Origin of the sequence: Herpetosiphon sp. (assembly GCF_003512625.1) — a bacterium.
GTDB classification, from domain to species: domain Bacteria; phylum Chloroflexota; class Chloroflexia; order Chloroflexales; family Herpetosiphonaceae; genus Herpetosiphon; species Herpetosiphon aurantiacus.
The window spans coordinates 105763-123096 of record NZ_DOPT01000044.1 but is presented as its reverse complement, the minus strand read 5'-3'; the positions used below and the strand labels follow the sequence as shown (position 1 = coordinate 123096).

The 17334-nt window shown below is 51.7% G+C and carries 16 protein-coding genes; 9 read left to right on the top strand and 7 right to left on the bottom strand.

Annotated elements, in window-relative coordinates:
- Nucleotides 1–341 precede the first annotated feature (341 nt).
- Together ppgK and DEF47_RS10120 are read left to right on the top strand one after the other, a co-directional pair.
- Entirely contained in the window at nt 342–1109 is a 768-nt protein-coding gene (gene ppgK / locus DEF47_RS10125) for a polyphosphate--glucose phosphotransferase (protein ID WP_012191465.1), read from the top strand.
- Between the two features lie 32 nt (nt 1110–1141).
- A complete protein-coding gene (locus DEF47_RS10120) occupies nt 1142–3247 on the top strand; it encodes an ATP-binding protein (RefSeq protein ID WP_012191464.1) in 2106 nt (701 codons plus the stop codon).
- Nucleotides 3248–3326: 79 nt separating this feature from the next.
- Here the strand turns inward: DEF47_RS10120 and DEF47_RS10115 are convergent, their stop codons facing one another.
- The gene (locus DEF47_RS10115; protein WP_041304747.1) at nt 3327–4613 is read right to left on the bottom strand and encodes an MFS transporter; all 1287 of its coding nucleotides are present in this window, start codon (nt 4611–4613) and stop codon (nt 3327–3329) included.
- 357 nt (nt 4614–4970) lie between these two features.
- On the opposite strand from DEF47_RS10115, the gene DEF47_RS10110 reads away from it, so the two are divergent.
- The gene (locus tag DEF47_RS10110; protein ID WP_012191462.1) at nt 4971–5444 is read left to right on the top strand and encodes a DinB family protein; all 474 of its coding nucleotides are present in this window, start codon (nt 4971–4973) and stop codon (nt 5442–5444) included.
- A gap of 55 nt (nt 5445–5499) precedes the next feature.
- Nucleotides 5500–6342 carry a phosphatidate cytidylyltransferase gene (locus tag DEF47_RS10105; RefSeq protein ID WP_012191461.1) on the top strand — a complete coding sequence of 281 codons (843 nt, stop codon included), beginning with the start codon at nt 5500–5502 and terminating at the stop codon, nt 6340–6342.
- A 72-nt stretch (nt 6343–6414) separates the two neighbouring features.
- On the opposite strand, the gene DEF47_RS10100 is transcribed toward DEF47_RS10105, so the two are convergent.
- The 3 genes from DEF47_RS10100 to DEF47_RS10090 are packed head-to-tail and all read right to left on the bottom strand — an operon-like array spanning nt 6415 to nt 8908.
- Nucleotides 6415–7683 carry a sensor histidine kinase gene (locus tag DEF47_RS10100; protein ID WP_012191460.1) on the bottom strand — a complete coding sequence of 423 codons (1269 nt, stop codon included), beginning with the start codon at nt 7681–7683 and terminating at the stop codon, nt 6415–6417.
- A complete protein-coding gene (locus DEF47_RS10095) occupies nt 7676–8356 on the bottom strand; it encodes a response regulator transcription factor (RefSeq protein ID WP_012191459.1) in 681 nt (226 codons plus the stop codon). The genes DEF47_RS10100 and DEF47_RS10095 overlap by 8 nt, the downstream gene beginning before the upstream one ends.
- Before the next feature lie 9 nt (nt 8357–8365).
- Complete coding sequence (locus tag DEF47_RS10090) at nt 8366–8908, bottom strand: DUF2231 domain-containing protein (RefSeq protein WP_012191458.1); 543 nt, start codon at nt 8906–8908, stop codon at nt 8366–8368.
- A 149-nt stretch (nt 8909–9057) separates the two neighbouring features.
- Here DEF47_RS10090 and DEF47_RS10085 point away from each other — a divergent pair, with 149 nt between their 5' ends.
- From DEF47_RS10085 to DEF47_RS10065, 5 genes are all read left to right on the top strand, one after another.
- Nucleotides 9058–10029, top strand: a complete 972-nt coding sequence (locus tag DEF47_RS10085) for a PepSY domain-containing protein (protein ID WP_012191457.1) — start codon at nt 9058–9060, stop codon at nt 10027–10029.
- A 12-nt stretch (nt 10030–10041) separates the two neighbouring features.
- Nucleotides 10042–10497, top strand: coding sequence for a hypothetical protein (locus tag DEF47_RS10080; RefSeq protein ID WP_012191456.1), 456 nt, complete (start codon nt 10042–10044; stop codon nt 10495–10497).
- Between the two features lie 9 nt (nt 10498–10506).
- Nucleotides 10507–11406 carry an FAD:protein FMN transferase gene (locus tag DEF47_RS10075; protein WP_012191455.1) on the top strand — a complete coding sequence of 300 codons (900 nt, stop codon included), beginning with the start codon at nt 10507–10509 and terminating at the stop codon, nt 11404–11406.
- A 5-nt stretch (nt 11407–11411) separates the two neighbouring features.
- On the top strand, nt 11412–12374 hold the full coding sequence (locus DEF47_RS10070) for a ferric reductase-like transmembrane domain-containing protein (RefSeq protein ID WP_012191454.1): 963 nt from the start codon (nt 11412–11414) through the stop codon (nt 12372–12374).
- Between the two features lie 270 nt (nt 12375–12644).
- Nucleotides 12645–15581, top strand: coding sequence for a glutamine amidotransferase (locus DEF47_RS10065; RefSeq protein ID WP_012191453.1), 2937 nt, complete (start codon nt 12645–12647; stop codon nt 15579–15581).
- Between the two features lie 78 nt (nt 15582–15659).
- On the opposite strand, the gene DEF47_RS10060 is transcribed toward DEF47_RS10065, so the two are convergent.
- The 3 genes from DEF47_RS10060 to DEF47_RS10050 all read right to left on the bottom strand — a co-directional run bounded on the left by DEF47_RS10060 (nt 15660) and on the right by DEF47_RS10050 (nt 17099).
- On the bottom strand, nt 15660–16022 hold the full coding sequence (locus tag DEF47_RS10060; RefSeq protein ID WP_012191452.1) for a roadblock/LC7 domain-containing protein: 363 nt from the start codon (nt 16020–16022) through the stop codon (nt 15660–15662).
- An 83-nt stretch (nt 16023–16105) separates the two neighbouring features.
- Nucleotides 16106–16720: a recombination mediator RecR gene (gene recR / locus DEF47_RS10055; protein WP_012191451.1), complete on the bottom strand. Its 615-nt coding sequence runs from the start codon at nt 16718–16720 to the stop codon at nt 16106–16108.
- A gap of 70 nt (nt 16721–16790) precedes the next feature.
- Complete coding sequence (locus DEF47_RS10050) at nt 16791–17099, bottom strand: YbaB/EbfC family nucleoid-associated protein (RefSeq protein ID WP_353845055.1); 309 nt, start codon at nt 17097–17099, stop codon at nt 16791–16793.
- Nucleotides 17100–17334: the final 235 nt, after the last annotated feature.

The following is a 17334-nucleotide window of genomic DNA, read 5'->3' as shown; positions in this document are numbered from 1 at the left end:
ATACTCGGCATACGACCTCGGTTGGTTAACGGATAGGGTTGCACCATCCAGTATACCACCCGAGGTCGTTCTGTGGACCCTCATGCGGCACACCTGTCCGCCCTTAAACTCCCAGCAGGCGAGGGGGAACCACCAAACCAAACGCCCCTCGCTCGCCGCAGTGGGAGAGGGATTAGAGGGGTTGGGGTGAGGGCATCAATAGCCTCCTTCTGACCTTTGCCTTTTGCCTTTTGATTTTCATCCTCGCCCCAATTGTTGGCATTTGGTAATCCACCATGGCAGGTATTGCGCTGCAAGCGTAGTACAATAGAGCAATTCATGGCTAGTAGTGAGGTAGGGCAATGGCAATTTTGGGCATTGATATTGGTGGTTCAGGCATCAAAGGGGCGCTGGTCGATGTCGCCCAAGGCACGATGATTGGCGAGCGCCTGCGCATTAGCACGCCCCAACCAGCAACCCCCGAGGCAGTTGCACAAACGGTTCAGCAATTAGTTCAACAATTAAATTGGCATGGCCCGATTGGTTGCACCTTTCCGGCAATCGTCAAAAATGGCTATACCCTCAGCGCTGCCAACGTCGATCAAACTTGGATTGGCGCAAATGCTGATCAATTGTTTGAGCAAGCGACTGGTTGCCCGTTTCATATGCTCAACGATGCCGATGCGGCGGGTTTGGCCGAAATGAAATATGGCGCGGGCAAAGAACATAACGGCGTGGTGATGATGTTGACCTTTGGCACAGGCATTGGCAGCGCTTTGTTCGTCCAAGGTTTGTTGGTGCCAAATACTGAGCTGGGCCACTTAGAAATTCGCGGCAAAGATGCTGAACATCGCGCTTCGGATCGCGTGCGCGAGGAAAAAGGCTGGGATTGGCCGAAATGGGCCGAGAAAGTTAACGAGGTTTTAGCTCGCATCGAAGCACTCTTTTCACCCGATTTGTTGATTATGGGTGGTGGGGTCAGTAAACGCTTCGATAAATTTGGCCAGTATTTGCAAACCAAAGCGCCACTCGTTCCAGCCACACTGCAAAATAACGCTGGAATTATCGGCGCGGCCTTGGCGGCTAGCGAATTGTTCGAGCAGGGTCACCAAATTCCGAATGCCCACTAAAATGTGAGTCAACTTACAGCCTTGAGGATTCTATGTCAACGCTTGCTTTATTTAGTAGCCTAGCCCAAACCTTGCTTGCAACCACACCTTTTGAGCAGCGCATGCAGCATTGTTTTGGGCTGTTGGCGGATAGCTATCCTCAGCTTGATTTACGCTTAACCTTATTAAACGAGCCTGATGCTCGTCCGCAAGTGGTTTTGCCGTTGCATCGTACCAGCGCCGTTTGGGATAACACTCGCATGATGCAGGTGGTGCGGCGGCGACAACCAGTCGTGATCGATCAACACACAGCTCCAGCCTTGCCACCCAGCCCGTTTACCACCAGCGCAATTGTTGCTAGCGAATGGCAAGCCGATATGCAATGTTATTTGGGGCTGCCGATTCAGTGGGAAGGCCGCTTGTGGGGCGTGTTGGAAGCCCGCCGTAATGGTACATTTAGCGCCAGCGAACGCACCTTATTGAGCAATTTGCTGCCCTTACTGGCCACCGCGATCGGCGAAGCCCACTGGGGGCGACCGATTCATCATACCAGCAGCGAACAGCAGCTTGATGTACGGGCATTAACCCACGATTTAGAAATTGCGCCTGATGTGACAACGTTGTTGACAACGCTCTTGCAACGGGCCATCCACAGCGTCAAAGCCAGCGCTGGCGCGATTAACTTGGTTGATCGTGAGCATGGCGAATATCGTTTGATTGCCTCGCAAGGCTACCCGCCAACCGCTGGAATTAGTGAGCGAACATCGTGGCCTTGGAATGTTGGGGTGGTCGGGCGGGTGGCACGCACTGGCAAGGCCGCCTTGTTGACCGATATTGCCCACGATAGCGAATGGCAACTTTCTACCCCCGATGTGCGAGCCGAAATCGTCGTGCCCGTGCGGGTCGAGGGCGAGGCATGGGCGGTGCTGGTGCTTTCGACCAATCGTGAGCCAATCTTTACAACCCGCGATCTTTATTTTATTCAGGCTTTGGCTGATGTGGCGGCGCGGCCATTACAACGGGCAACCAGTTATAGCGAATTGCTCGAAGCCCGCATGCAATTGCAACAAACCTTGGCTAGTTTGCCGCTGGGCTTGGCCTTGACTGATGGCGAAGGCCGAATTTTACGCACCAATCCCGCCTGGTATCAACTTTGGCAAATTGAGCAGCCCGCCGATGAAACTGCGCTCTATTTGCCGTGGGATATTTTGCCCTTGCTGCTCAAACGGCTGTCGCATCCCTTGGAATTGACCGATTTTTTTGCTGAATGCCAAGCTCAACCTGACGAAACCCTCGAATTAGCGCTGCGTTTGAGCGAACCACTTCAAGATTTAAAATTGCGTTCAACCCCAGTTAAAGATGCTCAGCACCAAATTACTGGGCGCTTGGTGGTGATTGAAGATGTGACCCGCGAGCGTGAAATCGACAAGATGAAAAACGAGTTTGTGTCGGTGGTATCGCATGAATTGCGTACCCCGCTAACCTCGATTTTGGGCTATACCGAGTTGCTGTTAGCGCGTGAATTCAAGCCAGTTGAACGTCAAGAGTTCGTCCAAACCGTCTATGATCAGGCCAACCAACTCTCGAAGATGGTCGATGATCTGCTGAATCTTTCGCGTTTGGATGCAGGCCAGATCAAGCTGAATCGTTGGGTGGTGTCGCTGCACCAAATTATTCGTGAAATTACCAAGCAACTTAACGAAACATTGTCTGAAAAGCATCGTTTGTTAATTGATATTCCCGAAGGCATTCCGCCAATCTTTGCCGATAAAGATAAAGTGCGTCAGATTTTGACCAACCTGCTCTCGAATGCGATCAAATATTCGCCCAATGGCGGCCAAGTAGCCTTGATTGTACGTGAATTGCGTAAAGTTCCGCCTGGTGCGCCGCCCTTGCCCAACGAGCGCTCGGTGATTATTGCGGTGCGCGACCAAGGTATGGGTATTTCCGAAGAAGATTTGCCCAAGCTGTTTACGCGTTTTTTCCGCGTCGATAACTCGACGACTCGCAAAATTGGCGGCACAGGCTTAGGCTTATCAATCACCAAGGCCTTGATCGAGTTGCATGGCGGGCGAATTTGGGCCACCAGCACGCTTGGCCGTGGCACAACCTTCTGGGTAACCTTGCCAATTGCCACTGAGTTAGCCCGCCGAGGATGAGTTGATCCACGAAGGACACGAAGAACCACGAAACCAAACTTCGTGCGCTTCGTGTCCTTCGTGGATAAAAAATAATTCCTTACGAAACCACAACTACTTGTGGCTCGGCATGAGCTTCGCTATACGTGACAGATTGTGGATCGCGTACAGCGAAGCGTAGAATTAGCCACGTTAGCAAACCACCAGCCGCCGCCACCGCAAACGTATAATTATAGCCTGCTGAATCGGCTAACCAACCGCCAATCAACGGTGCGACTAAAGTTGCTGGAGCGGTCAAAGTATTGGCTAAACCAATGTAGCTGGGGCGTTCAGCAAGGCTGCCAAATTCCAAGGTCATAGCCATAGCCATCGTCCAAAAGGCGACGTTGGCAACTCCCGCAATCGCGAAAATCAGATAAAACCAACCCAAAGCTGGCGCGAGCCACGCACCTAGGCCAGCACCTAAGGCCAACAGTGCGCCTACTTCCATCACCCGCCGATAGCCAATCCGATCGCCGAGCCAGCCCATGATTGGGTTGGCGACAGTTTGGATGATTAAATAGAGTGCGGTCATAATTCCAGCGGTCTGATCATCAAGCCCAAAGCGTTGCACCGCATACACTGTAAAAAAAGCGGTTGCCATCAAGCCAAGCTGCGAGATAATGCGCGAAGCCAAAAACCAGCGAAAATTACGATCGCGCTTGAGAATATTGGCAATGCTGGCCCAAAAATCGCGTTGGCTGCCATGAGTATGTTCTGGCTCGCGGCTTGGTTCTTTAGTCCAAGCTAAAAACGACCACGAAATAAACATCGCCACACCTGAAACCCCAAAACAGACCACAAAATCAATCGGCGAGGGCAGTTTATCCAAAATTACGCCCGCCGCAACCGCGCCAATGCTGGCGAGTAAATTGGCGGCGGCGGATTGGACCCCAAAGAATGTGCCACGCCAGCGATGTGGCATAATTTTGCCGATCATGGTTTGCCAAGCAGTCGCAGTTAAGCCACCACCCAAGCCCTGCCAAATCAACAACATATATGCTAGCCACAAGGCTAATTCGCGGCCCAAATCAGCAGCAAACCAGGCAATCAGGGCCAAGCCAAAAAATGGCAAGCGCTCGTTGATTGTCATCAGCAGCACCATGGGTTTGTAGCGACGTAGCGAGGCAACCCGCCGCGCCGTTAATAATTGGGGCAACTGCCAACCAACCGAGTGAATTGCCGAAACCAAGCCAATCAAGGTGGCCGAATCGGTCAAGGTATGCATAAATAGCGGAATAACCGTCACAAACGAGGCGATGCCCGTGGCTGCCCCAAAAAATGCTCCATCGGCCACATTCACGACCACATTATGCCGCACGTTGGCGTTGATGTCCTGCTGCTCCATAACCTGCCTAGCTTTGCTTGCAAAAACCATGATATGCCAATATGCGCATTATAATCGTTCCGAGAACGTTTCCATCAGTCCAATGAATGATGCTTTCTTAGGGCATAGGCCAACGTTAACGCCTTTCTAGGTTTTGATGATCACCACCCCTCCGCCCCGCCTCAAGGCGGGGAACGCAGGGTGTTTTCATCCCCCTGCACCCCCTAAAGGACGATTTTGGGTAAGCAGCCATATGCGAGATCTTTTGCGAATTCCATTTTAAGCAGAGCCTGAAAAATAAATTAATTGCGTACATATGTTCACAAAAAGGGCAACTATGCTAAGATGAAGCTGAATTATTTTAGGTTGAGGTGTGTAATGCAAGCACTGACGATTATCAAAAGTTTATTTGCCTACAATGCCGATTTTGATCAACGGATATGGGGTAGCATTGAGGGCTTGAGCGACGAACAATTTTGCGCCGATTACCCCTACTCACAGGGCTCGTTGCGCAATCATTTGGTGCATATTGCCAGCGTCGAACGGGCATGGCTCACAGGGTTGCAAACGGGTGAGCGGCCAAAACATCTTGATCCCTTGGAATATCCGACGATTGCCAGCGTGCGCGACGTATTTAATCAGATGCGCGGCCAAGTAACCAGCTATATTGAGCAATTGAGCGATGAGCAATTGGACGATGTATTGCCAGGTATGAATTTGGCCCGCTGGCAGGTTTTAGTCCAGATTGCCAACCATGCAACCGATCATCGGGCACAAATCTTGCGAATATTGCACGATTATGGCCAAAAAACCTTCGATCAAGATATTGTGTTGCATTTTTGGGGACGTTAATTCGTGGTATGCTAACCAACGTTCTCAGCCTATAAAACCCATAGAGGAGGCCACGTTGGGCACGCGAATTGCAAGCGCTTTGGTATTAGCTCCAGTCGTATTGATCATTGTGTGGTTGGGCGGTTGGTGGACAACTGGCCTAATTGCCGCCGCAGTCGTGATCGGCATCTATGAAATTCAGCGGATTTTGCGAGCTGGTGGCTATCATCCGCGTTTGCCATTAGCGATTGGCCTTGGTTTGGCCTTTGTGGCTGCGGCTGTAGCTCAACCACAAACTAAGGTTAACTTAACTGGAGCCGTCGTGGCCTTGGGCGCAATGGCTAGTTTGATCTATGAAATTAGTCGGCGTGAACGCACGGGCGCACTTGACGCTTGGGCAGCTAGTTTGGGTAGCGCAATTTATGCTGGTGCAATGCTCAGCCATTTTGTCTTACTCCGCGCCGCAACTAGCCCAGCCCTCAACGGCGGCCCGCTCAGTTCGCTCAATATTGAAACGGGGGCTGCTTGGATCTACGCTACCTTCGCCGTTACCTGGGCTTCGGATACTGGAGCCTATTTTGCTGGCCGCACCTTTGGTAAACACAAATTGGCTCCAGTGCTTAGCCCCAAAAAAACCTGGGAAGGCTTTGTTGGCGGTACAATTGCTTCAATTGCCGCCGGAATTGGGATTGTCGCGCTTTTAGGCATGCCATTGACCTTGGTTCAAGCAATTATTTTGGGCGTGATTGGGGCGGGCGGTGGTACGCTGGGCGATTTGGCCGAATCGTTGTTAAAACGCCAAGCCGGAGTCAAAGATTCAGGCAACCTGATTCCTGGCCATGGCGGCTTGCTCGATCGGGTTGATTCGCTGCTGTTCACTGCACCCTTGGTTTACTATGTGTTGGTGGCTTGGCTGTAGTTGATGATCAATGAATCAGCATCAGCCTATTGGCCCGCGCTCTATGAGCGTGGGCTTTGATTTTGTGATAGCTTATTTTGGCAAGTTGATCAACATTGTTGTGCCAGTGCCCACGTTGCTTTGGGCCTCAATCGTGCCATTGTGGGCTTGAATCAGCGCTTGAGCAATTGATAAACCAAGCCCATTACCACGTCCGCCAGCGATCCGAGCGCTATCAACCCGATAAAAACGCTCGAAAATATGCTTGAGATGTTTAGGCTCAATGCCTTTGCCCGTGTCGATTACGCTAATTTGATAGCTAGTTTGCTTGCGTTCAGCATGGATCACTACGCTCCCACCACGCGGCGTATGGGCAATTGCGTTATCCAGCAAAATTAATAACACTTGGCGCAAACGGGTGCGATCAACTTTGATCTGACCCTCGGCATGCGCCACACGAACCTCCACCCCAGCATCGTGTGCCAAGCGTCCAGCATCCTTAGCCACATCCTGGCATAACTCAGCCAGATCGATCGTTTCGCGCTGAAGATGGGTTTTGGCAGCATCAAGCCGCGAGAGCAACAGCAAATCTTCAACCAAACGTGCCATGTGATAGGTTTCGGCCAAAATATCTTCAAGCAATTCTTGTTGCTCGGCAGGGTCGGTCGATTCGCGCAGGGCAATTTCGCTGCTGGCTCGCATCAAGGTCAGAGGAGCACGCAGTTCATGGCTGGCATTGGCGATAAACGCTTGTTGGCGTTCCCAAGCTTGTTGGGCTGGCCGCAACGATCGCCCGGCCAACCACCAACCAAACCAGCCCAAAACCACTACACTTCCAGCCCATAAAGCCACCAAGCCTTTTAACAAGGTGCTCAAGGCGGCTTCTTGCTCGTTGAGCACCCGCCCAACTTGCAAAAAAGCTGGGCCATCGCTGCGAGTCAATTTTTCAGTCAACAAAGCGACTTGAGTTCCATCAGCCAAGTTGATGGTGCGCAGATCAAGTTTGCCAGCCTTGGCGGCCTCAATCGCCGCTTGATCAGGCTGAATTGGCGGGTTCCACGGGTTTGGGTTGAAGACTTGGCCGTTTTGGTCGATGGTAAAAACGAACGTGCTAGCCAGTGTTCCATTATCAACGGGCCGTTCATCGGGCAATTGCTGGGGGCGATAGGCTTGCAGGGCGGGCGGCAAGGGCGCTGCCAATTGCTCAAATTCCAAGGTCATGCGTTCAAGCAAGGCCCGTTCGGTAGCAAAGCGAAAATAGCGCACGGTCATCCAATAAACGCTACCGCCAACTGCCGCCAACAGCAGCAAGGCTGTGCAAGCATAAATTAAGGTTAAGCGCCAACGCAATCGATTAAGCATGGTCGCTCACCCAACGATAGCCAACCCCGCGCACGGTTTGAATTGGGTCACGTTTGGTTGGTTGCTCAAGTTTGCGCCGCAAATACGAGATATAGACATCAACCATTGACGGTTGAACATCGCGCTCATACGACCAGACATAATCGAGCAATTGTTGGCGACTTAGGGCTTGGTTGCTATTGCGGATCAAACATTCGAGCAAATTCCATTCGGTGGCGGTTAAATCGAGTTGCTGATTGGCTCGCCGCGCCGTGTGCGCCCGCAGATCAAGCACAATCTCGCCTGAGCGTAATTCTTCGCTGCTCAGATTGCTATTGAAGCGCCGCCCCAAAGCCCGTACTCGCGCCAACAATTCCTCAAAGGCAAACGGCTTGCTCAAATAATCGTCGGCTCCGCTATCCAAGCCTGCAACCCGATCTTCAATTTGGCTCCGTGCGGTCAATAAGAGTAAGCTGGTAGTAAGTTTGGCGGCGCGAATTGCCCGACAAATGCTGGGGCCATCGCGCTCAGGCAGCATCCAATCGATCACCGCTACATCATACATGCCATGCAGCGCCATATCCAAGCCACTATCGCCCTCGTAAGCCACATCGACCTGATGATGTTCGTCGCGTAGTGCTCGCTCGATCAAGCGGGCCAATTTGCGATCATCTTCAATTAGCAACACCCGCATGCTCGTTCCTTATTGCATTGCACTCAATGAAACGCCAATCCCATGCTCATAGACCAGCTTACCACCATAATGGCCTGTTAAAACCACCAAGGCAATTGCGGCAACCCCAACGACCACCCAGCCAATTTCCAAGGGTTTGTGCAAGCCGCTTGGCAAGCTGAAAGATCCGCGCCAGCGGGCGAACAATGGTTGACTTAGGAATAGCAACATCGCTTCGCTAATCAGCAACAACATAAAGACGATGACGGTTGTTTCGGCCAAGGAGGCATGGGTTTCTAAAAGTGAGCCTTCGCCAAACATTTCCGGAATTGTGCCAGTTGCTTGAATATCTTCAACATTGGCCGATCGTGCTTCGGCGACATGCTCAGCTGCCTCGCCACTTTCCTCGGATAAAATCCCCAGCCCAATGCCTGCAACTAACAATACGATCGCCGTTAAGCGAAAGCCAGCTTTGGGCCAAATCAAGTGTAACACGCGCAATAAAATCGCAGTGGGCAACAGCATCAATGGAGCATGAACCAACAATGGGTGATATTGGGCTAGATCGGTCATGAGCAACCTCCGATAAACCATAAAAGTGATGCTCTTACTCTAATAATTAATTCTTGGAAGATTCTTGGAAAATTCACAAGCTTCGTCAAGAATATTCCAAGAAACAGTTGCTATGCTTGGGTCAGTTATTCAAACAACAGGAGGCTCTGATGAAACCCAAGTTTGCACTTTTACTTGCCGCCGTACTGACAACCTTTGTTTTGGCGATTGTGGTTGGCGTGGTTCGTTCGTTAGCTCAGCCTAGCCCAATTGAATTGGCCGCAGGGATGGATAACACTGTACCAAATGTAATCAGCGATGGTGATGCGCAGGCCACTGCAACGGCCAGCGATCAAGCCTATCAACAACAATTATTGGAAGCCAGCCAGCGGATCGAAGAAGCCAACCGCACGATCGACGAAGCTAATGCCCGGTTGCAAGAGCCAATTGTCGTGCGTGAGCCTGCTCCGGCGCAACAGCCAGTTGCTCAAGTGCCAGCAGCCCAACCAGTTGCGCAAGCTCCAGCTCAGCCAACCCAAGCTCCGGTTGAACGCTCGAATGCGCCGCAATATGCCATTTCGCCCGATCGAGCTGGCCAATTGGCTTTGGCCGCTGCTCCTGGGGCCAGCTTATTGGCCACGCCAGAGTTAGTTAATTATGCTGGTACACCTGCTTACGAAGCACGGCTGGATCGCGGCGTGGTCTATATCGATGCCAACACTGGCGCGGTTTTGGCCAATACTGCGGTTGCACCGCCAACTCAAGTACCAGCCCCAACCAATGCGCCAGCTCCAAGCACAATCTCGCCCGATACTGCTGCGAGTGCGGCAGTGGCCTACCTTGGCGGCGGCACGGTGGTCAAAGTCGAGCTGGAAGAAGAACATGGCGCGTTGGTCTATGAAGTGCGTTTTGCCAACGATAGTCGGGTCTATGTCGATGCCTATAGTGGCAGCGTGGTCTATGCCAAGGTTGAGTCTGGTAGCAGCAACGATGACAATGGCAACGATGATGCCAATGATGACCATGGTGGTGACAGCAATAGTGGTGGCGATGATAACGGCAACGATGACAATGGCAACAATGACGACCACAAAGACGATGATAAAAAAGACGACGACGATAAAAAAGATGATGATAACTAAGGAAACAACACGATGAGCAATTCACCAAAACGTCGTAGCAGTTTGATGCTCAATACCAGCATGAGTGTTGCCGCAATTGCGGCGACCCTCACTGGCTGGGCAGTGCTTTCCAACCAACAGGCGGTCGATTTCAGTGCCGAACTTGCCACGCCTGAGCCAATTGTAGCGGTAGCCGAAGTGCCTCAAGTTGAGTTACCTGTGCTGCCAACGGTTGCACCACTGACCCGCAATGGCCATCGAATTATTCGAATTCCCAATGATAGTGCTGGCGGTAGCACCCAGCCAAGTGCACCCAACCAAAGTGTGCCAAGTGCGCCAGCAACGGGTGGTGGTAGCAGCAATGTGCCCAGTCAAGCAGCGCCGCAGCCAGCCGCACCGCGTCAAGTTGCACCCGTACCGACCGCCGTGCCAGCGCCAGCGCCAGCCGCTCCCGCTGCACCATCACGCAACACTCGTTCATCACGTTAAAGGTGCTGTATGCGCGAATTGATCTTTCGGGCAATGGGTTGTGAAGTGGCAGTGCTTAGCGATCAGTCAATCGATTTTGAGGCAGTGCCACAATGGTTTGAGGCTTGGGAGCAAACGCTAAGCCGTTTTCGCCCAAATAGCGAATTGATGCGGCTCAATCAGCGGGCTGGTCGGCCACTGGCAGTCAGCGAAACCCTGTGGGAAGTGCTAGGTTTGGCGCTCGATGCTGCCGCTTGGAGCAAAGGCTTAGTTGTGCCAACTCTGCTGCCCGCGCTTGTGCACGCTGGCTACGATCGCCCATTTGAATTGTTGAGCAACGCGGTCAACCAACCACAGGCTTGGCACTATCAGCCACAAGCATGGCTGGCAATTTCTCGCCGCGATCAAGGTCGTTTGGTGCAACTAGCCCGTGATACCGCCCTTGATTTGGGTGGTATTGCCAAGGGTTGGGCCGCCGATCGAACTGCTCAGCAATTGGCAACTCAAGCGGCCTGCTTGGTTGATGTCGGTGGCGATTTGGCAACCGCAGGCCAGCGCCAAGATGGTTTGGCTTGGGCGATCGGTGTGCCAAACCCACGCACCCAGCAGCGTGAAGCCATGATCTGGTTTGCAACTGGTGGTGTAGCAACCTCAGGTGTTGATTATCGGCGCTGGCGCAAAGGCGATCGCTGGCAACATCACCTCATCGACCCACGCACTGGCGAACCAAGCACGAGCAATGTTTTGAGTGCCACGGTGATTGCGCCCAACGCAGTGCAAGCCGAAGTTGCCGCCAAAATTGTGGTGTTGCTGGGCATCGAACATGGCTTGGCTTGGATTAATCAGCATCCTGCTTTTGCGGCACTGGCCTTTGATCACGCTGGCAAAAGCTATAGCAGCGAACGTTTTAATAGTTATCGTTGGGAGTAAATTCGATGAGTGCTTCAGAAACTGATAAAGCCGCCCGCCTGGCGGCGATTCGCGCCAAAAATGCTGCCCAAAAAGCCCAAGCTATTGAGCCAACCGAGCCTGTGGTTCAAGACAAAGCCGCGCGGTTGGCGGCGATTCGCGCCCAAAATGCCGCCCAAAAAAACGAATCAGTGGTTACAAGTCAAGTTGTGGCAACCTTACCACTTGGCACAACTCAGCCTAGCACTGCACCAACGCCAATTGCCAAAGCTACCCCAAACGCGCCAACTCCTAGCGCCGAAGAAATGCTTGAGGATGTTAGCGCCAACCTGATGAGCTTGATGATTGCCTTGATTATTGGGATTGTGGCGGCAGTTTTGGTTATGCCGCGCTGGATTCCTGGCCTGAGCAGCTCGTTGATTGGTGACCAACCCAAAGCTTTTTGGTATCTTTCGCGCTCAAGTGGCTTGGTGGCCTATAGTTTGGTCTGGCTTTCGATGTTATTTGGGCTTTCGCTGACGGGTAAAGTTGCGCGTTTGTGGAATGGCGGCCCAACCATGCTCGATCTGCATCAGCACGCTAGTATCTTGGGGATTGGCTTTGGTCTATTTCATACGGTGATTTTGCTAGGCGATGGCTATAGCAATTACACATTAAAACAATTGCTTGTGCCATTTGCTAGCAGCCAATATAAACCATTGTGGATTGGCTTAGGCCAGCTTGGGTTGTATGGTTTGGCACTGGTGACGGTGAGTTTTTGGCTCAAACGTTGGATTGGCCGTGGCGCTTGGCGGGCGATTCACTACGCCAGTTTTGGCCTATTTTTAATGGTTTTGGCTCATGGCATTTTCAGCGGCACTGATACCAGCACTCCATTGGTGAGTTTGTGGTATTGGGCCACCGGTGCGAGCGTTGTATTTATGACGATCTATCGCATCCTGATTACCCGCCGCAACAAGCCCTTGCCAAGCGTGCCTGTATTATCATAAAATTTATGCATTGCTCCTAAACCCAGAGTTTGAGATGCTTCGATATTCCACTTCGAGCCGCCGATTGTGCTTTAGGGGGTGCAGGGGGATGAAAACACCCTGCGTTCCCCGCCTTGAGGCGGGGCGGATGGGTGGTGACCTTAAAAAATGCATGAATCTTTCAATGATATAGAAGCCTTAAATTGGCACAGGCCTAAAATGCCAAGGCTTGCCAAACGTGATACCATAGCAACATTGATTGATCGAGAAGTTTGATTAAAAGGTGTTGCTATGGGGATTTCGTTTGTTGCGCCAAGCTATTTATGGTTTTTATTACTACTTATACCCGTTATTGCCTTAGGCTGGATGAACGGGCGGCGTTTCCAACGTAGCCGGTTAATTGGCTCATTGCTGTTGCGCAGTTTGTTGTTAATCAGCCTGATTGGCTCACTGGCAGGCGCACAAATCATCTCTCCCGTGCAGCAACTCACCACGATTTTTTTGGTGGATACCTCAGATTCGATCACTCCCAATCAGCGTAGTTTGCAAGATCAATTTATTGCTGATGCGCTGCAAACTATGCCCAAAGATGATCAAGCAGCGATTATTGTGTTTGGCCAAAATGCCTTGATCGAGCGCTTGCCCTCGGAAGTACGCACGCTCAGTCGCATTCAATCGGTACCAATCGCCGCACGAACAGATTTAGAACAAGCTATGACCCTGAGCTTTGCGCTGTTTCCGGCTGATACTCAAAAACGGGTAGTTTTGCTCTCTGATGGTGGCGAGAATAGCGGCCAATCGCTCAAAGCCCTTGAGTTGGCCAACGATCGTCAGATTGTCGTCGATGTGGTGGAAATTGCCCAAATTGGCGGAGCTGAGGTGGCAATTACTGCTTTGCGCATGCCCGGCCAAGCCCGCATCGGCCAAGAATTACAAATTGTAGCCCAAATTGATAGTAACGAAGCTCAGGATGCTACCATTCGGATTTTGGTTGATCGTCAATTATATGCCGAATCAAGCCTTAGCTTGCCCAAAGGCACCTTGGAATATACCTCAACTGTGGTTTTGAACGATCAGGGCTTTCACAAAGTTTCAGCCCAGATTATTCCAACTAATGATATTCGCAAACAAAATAATGAAGCCACGGCTTTGGTTAATTTGCAAGGCCCGCCCAAAGTGCTGATCGTTGCCAACGATCCTGCCGATGCTGAAAATATTGCGCCAGCACTAGAGGCTGCCAAATTACAGGTAACTGTGGTTGGTCCAACTGGGCTTCCGACAACTCTCGCTGATTTAGCCGATTACGAAGCAGTTGTCTTGGCGAATGTGCCTGAACGCCTGATTGCCGATGAAGCGCAGCAAGCACTCCAAACGTTTGTGCGCGATCTTGGGCGTGGCTTTGTGATGCTTGGCGGTGAAAATAGCTTTGGCATTGGGGGCTATACCAGTACCCCCATCGAAGAATTGCTGCCCGTAGAAATGCAATTGCGCAATCGCGAAAAATACCCGCCAGTGAGCGTCGCGGTGATCTTTGATATCTCGGGCAGTATGAGCGAAGTCGTTGGTGGCCGCCAAAAAGTAACCTTGGCCTCTGAAGGTGCGGCACGAGTAGTACAATTGCTGCGCGATTTTGATGAAATTACCGTGTTGCCGTTTGATAGCGCTGTGCAAAACCAATATGGGCCAGTTGCTGGCTCGGAGCGTGAAGTTGCCCAAGGCGAGATTATCGCCCGTGGCGTGACTGGCGGCGGCGGGATTAATGTTCATGATTCGTTGGTTGCGGCTGGCAATGTACTTAAAGGCCGCAATGCCCCGATTCGCCACATTATTTTGCTGGCTGATGGCTCGGATTCGCAGCAACAAGAAAATGCTGTGCGTCTAACCGATGAACATCGGCGTTTAGGCATTACCACCAGCACGATTGCGATTGGCAATGGTGGCGATGTGGGCTTTTTGAATAATGTGGCGGTGGCTGGTGGTGGACGGCATTTTTTAGTTGAAGATGCATTATCGTTGCCCGATATTGTGCTGCAAGATGCCCAACTTTCGCTAGCCCCCTATATTGTTGAAAAAGCCTTCTTGCCTTTGCTTGGTAGCGATAGTGTGATTATGGCCGAGTTGAATACCGCCAATTGGCCGCAACTGCTGGGCTATAACGGCACGATGCCCAAGCAAAATGCCAATATGGTGTTGTGGGCCGATGAAGATGCGCCGCTCTTGGCTCAATGGCAATATGGCTTGGGTCGTTCAGTCGCTTGGATGAGTGATATGAAAGGCAAATGGGGGGCAAATCTGGTGCGCTGGGATCAATTCGAGCGCTTAGCGGCTCAAATTGTTGGCTGGACACTACCTGTCATCTCCAATGAAACAATTAGCATTAATACAACGTTTGTTGGCCCAGAGATGGAAATAATTTTAAATGCTCGCGATGCCAATGATGCTCCATTAACTGGGTTGATGATCGATGGCAACGTGGTCAACGATGGCGGGGTGCAATCAGGCTTGACCTTGGTTGAAGTGAGTGCTGGCATCTATCAAGGCCGAATTGCCAGCCCTGGCGCGGGAACCTACTTTTTGCAATTGGGCGGACGCAATCGCGATGGCCAAGTGGTGTTTCAAGAAACGGCAGGGGTAATCGTGCCCTATTCGCCTGAATATCGCCAAGGCCAAGCCAACCCCAATTTGCTGGCGACGATCGCTCAACGCAGCCAAGGCCGCGTTTTAACCGATGCGACCAAAGTTTTTGAGCATTCACTTGAATTGGTTACGCGAGCTACGCCGATTCACTTTAGTTTGCTATTGGCCGCGCTGGCTTTCTTGTTGCTCGATATTGCGGCGCGACGCTTGCGCTTTGGTCAATTAGGCCAAGCTTTGGCCGGAGTGCGTCGTCGTCAAGCGACACCTTCGCCAACGATGGGCGATTTAGCCGCCGCCAAGCAACGTGCCCGTAATAAAATGGGCCAAACTCAAACAGCGGCTGAGCCTGCCCCGATTACCCCGAAAAATACTCCAGTCTATCAACCTGGGGCCAATTATACCCCGCCAGTAGCTCAGCCCAAGCCCGAAGCAGCGCCTTCAGCTTCTACAAAGGTTGACCCAGCGCCCAAGCCGAGTATGCCAGCACCGACCCCAACCCAAGGGCCACCACCCAAAGCCGTTAATCTTGATGAGATTACTGACCCCTTAGAACGATTACGTGCAGCCAAAAACCGTGCCCGACGGCAATAGATTTTATTTTTGATAACCAAAAAAACCTCTGGCTGAAATCCAAGCGTTGGCTGCCAGAGGTTTATGGTGAGGTGGTTTCTATAGGGTATCTTGGAGCTTAACAACCAATTGTTTGAGGGCAAAACGGGCGCGGCCAAGATTACCGCCGCCATTGACTGCCAACACAGCAAAGTAGCCGGGGATGATTTGCGATGCCAAGTAGGTGGCATTGTCGGTCTCAACCGCGACATCACGGACGTGGCCAGCCTTTAAGCGCGAGGCGGCTCCCGCAGCGGCGGCAGCAAGGCCACCCAGCTCCACTTCAGCAATATCTTTGCTAAAGTTTGCATCAACATCGTTGAGGAGCATTTCAACGCCCAGCCCGTCTGTGCCCACGACTCCGGCCAATTTCACGCCGGGTACGGTTTCAATCGCGCTGGCCAAAATGTCTTTCATCCCCATAGTGGCTCCTTATCAACAAACTGTGCAGTGAGTTCTGATGTTTGAGCTATCATACCACACCGCGCCCGCTCTGCAAGGCAGGCTTACATTTCGCGACGGCCCTGCAATGCTCGCCCCAAGGTTACTTCATCGGCATATTCAAGATCGCTACCCATTGGCAAGCCCCGCGCCAAGCGCGTTACCCGAATACCCAAAGGGATAATCTCGCGGGCCAGATAGGCCGCAGTGGCATCGCCCTCAAGATTGGGATTGGTCGAAAGAATCACTTCTTCAATTGGCTCGACCCGCAAGCGAGCCAACAACTCACGAATCCGCAAATCTTCGGGATTGATGCCTTCGACTGGTGAGATTGCCCCGTGCAGCACATGATACAGGCCTTTGAATTCGCCCGTGCGTTCTAAGGCCACCACATCGAGCGGCTCCTCGACCACGCACACTTGGCGCTCATTGCGATTGGCATTTGTGCAAATTGTGCAAGGGTCTTCGACCGTAATGTTAAAGCAGCGATTACAAAAGATCGTGCTATCTTTCATGGCCATAATCGCGTTGGCCAAGCGCTCAGATTGCTCACGTTTGGCGCGGAGCAGGTAAAAAACCAAGCGCGAGGCCGATTTTGGCCCAATGCCAGGCAAGCGATTAAATTCATCAATTAATTTTGCGACTGGTTCTGGTGTAATCGTATCGTACCCAAATGCCACAATACACGCTCCACAGTTAAGTTAAAACAGGGTGGTCGCACGACCACCCTGAGTCGGGATAAGCCGCCGTTTAGAATAAGCCAGGAATATTCAAGCCGCCAGTGAGTGGCCCCATTTTGGCGTTTGAAAGTTCTTCGGCCTTCTTTGAGGCATCGTTGATTGCCAGCATCAGCAAGTCTTGCAGCATTTCAATTTCGTTGGGGTCAACTGCTTCTGGGGCGATTGTGATGCTGAGAATTTCGCGGTGGCCGTTCATCTTAACTTCGATTACGCCACCGCCAGCGCTGCCTTCGACCAAGGTTTTGCCCAAATCTTCTTGAGCTTGCATCAACTTCTTTTGCATTTGTTGCAATTGATTGAGCATTTTGCGATCCATTATGAAACTCCTTTGTTGAATAGTGCTAGCCTAAAGCAGTGCAAGTATAAGAAATTCAATCTAAATGTCAAAGTAGGTTTATTGTTGATGAACGCGCTCTGACTTCTGATTGTGCATCGCCTTTCTATTTCTCCGTTGCCGAGAAATACAGGAGGTTTGCATTCCCTTTCAAAACAATCATCAGTGATCACCACCCTTCCGTCCCGCCTCAAGGCGGGAGACGCAGGGGGCTTTAATC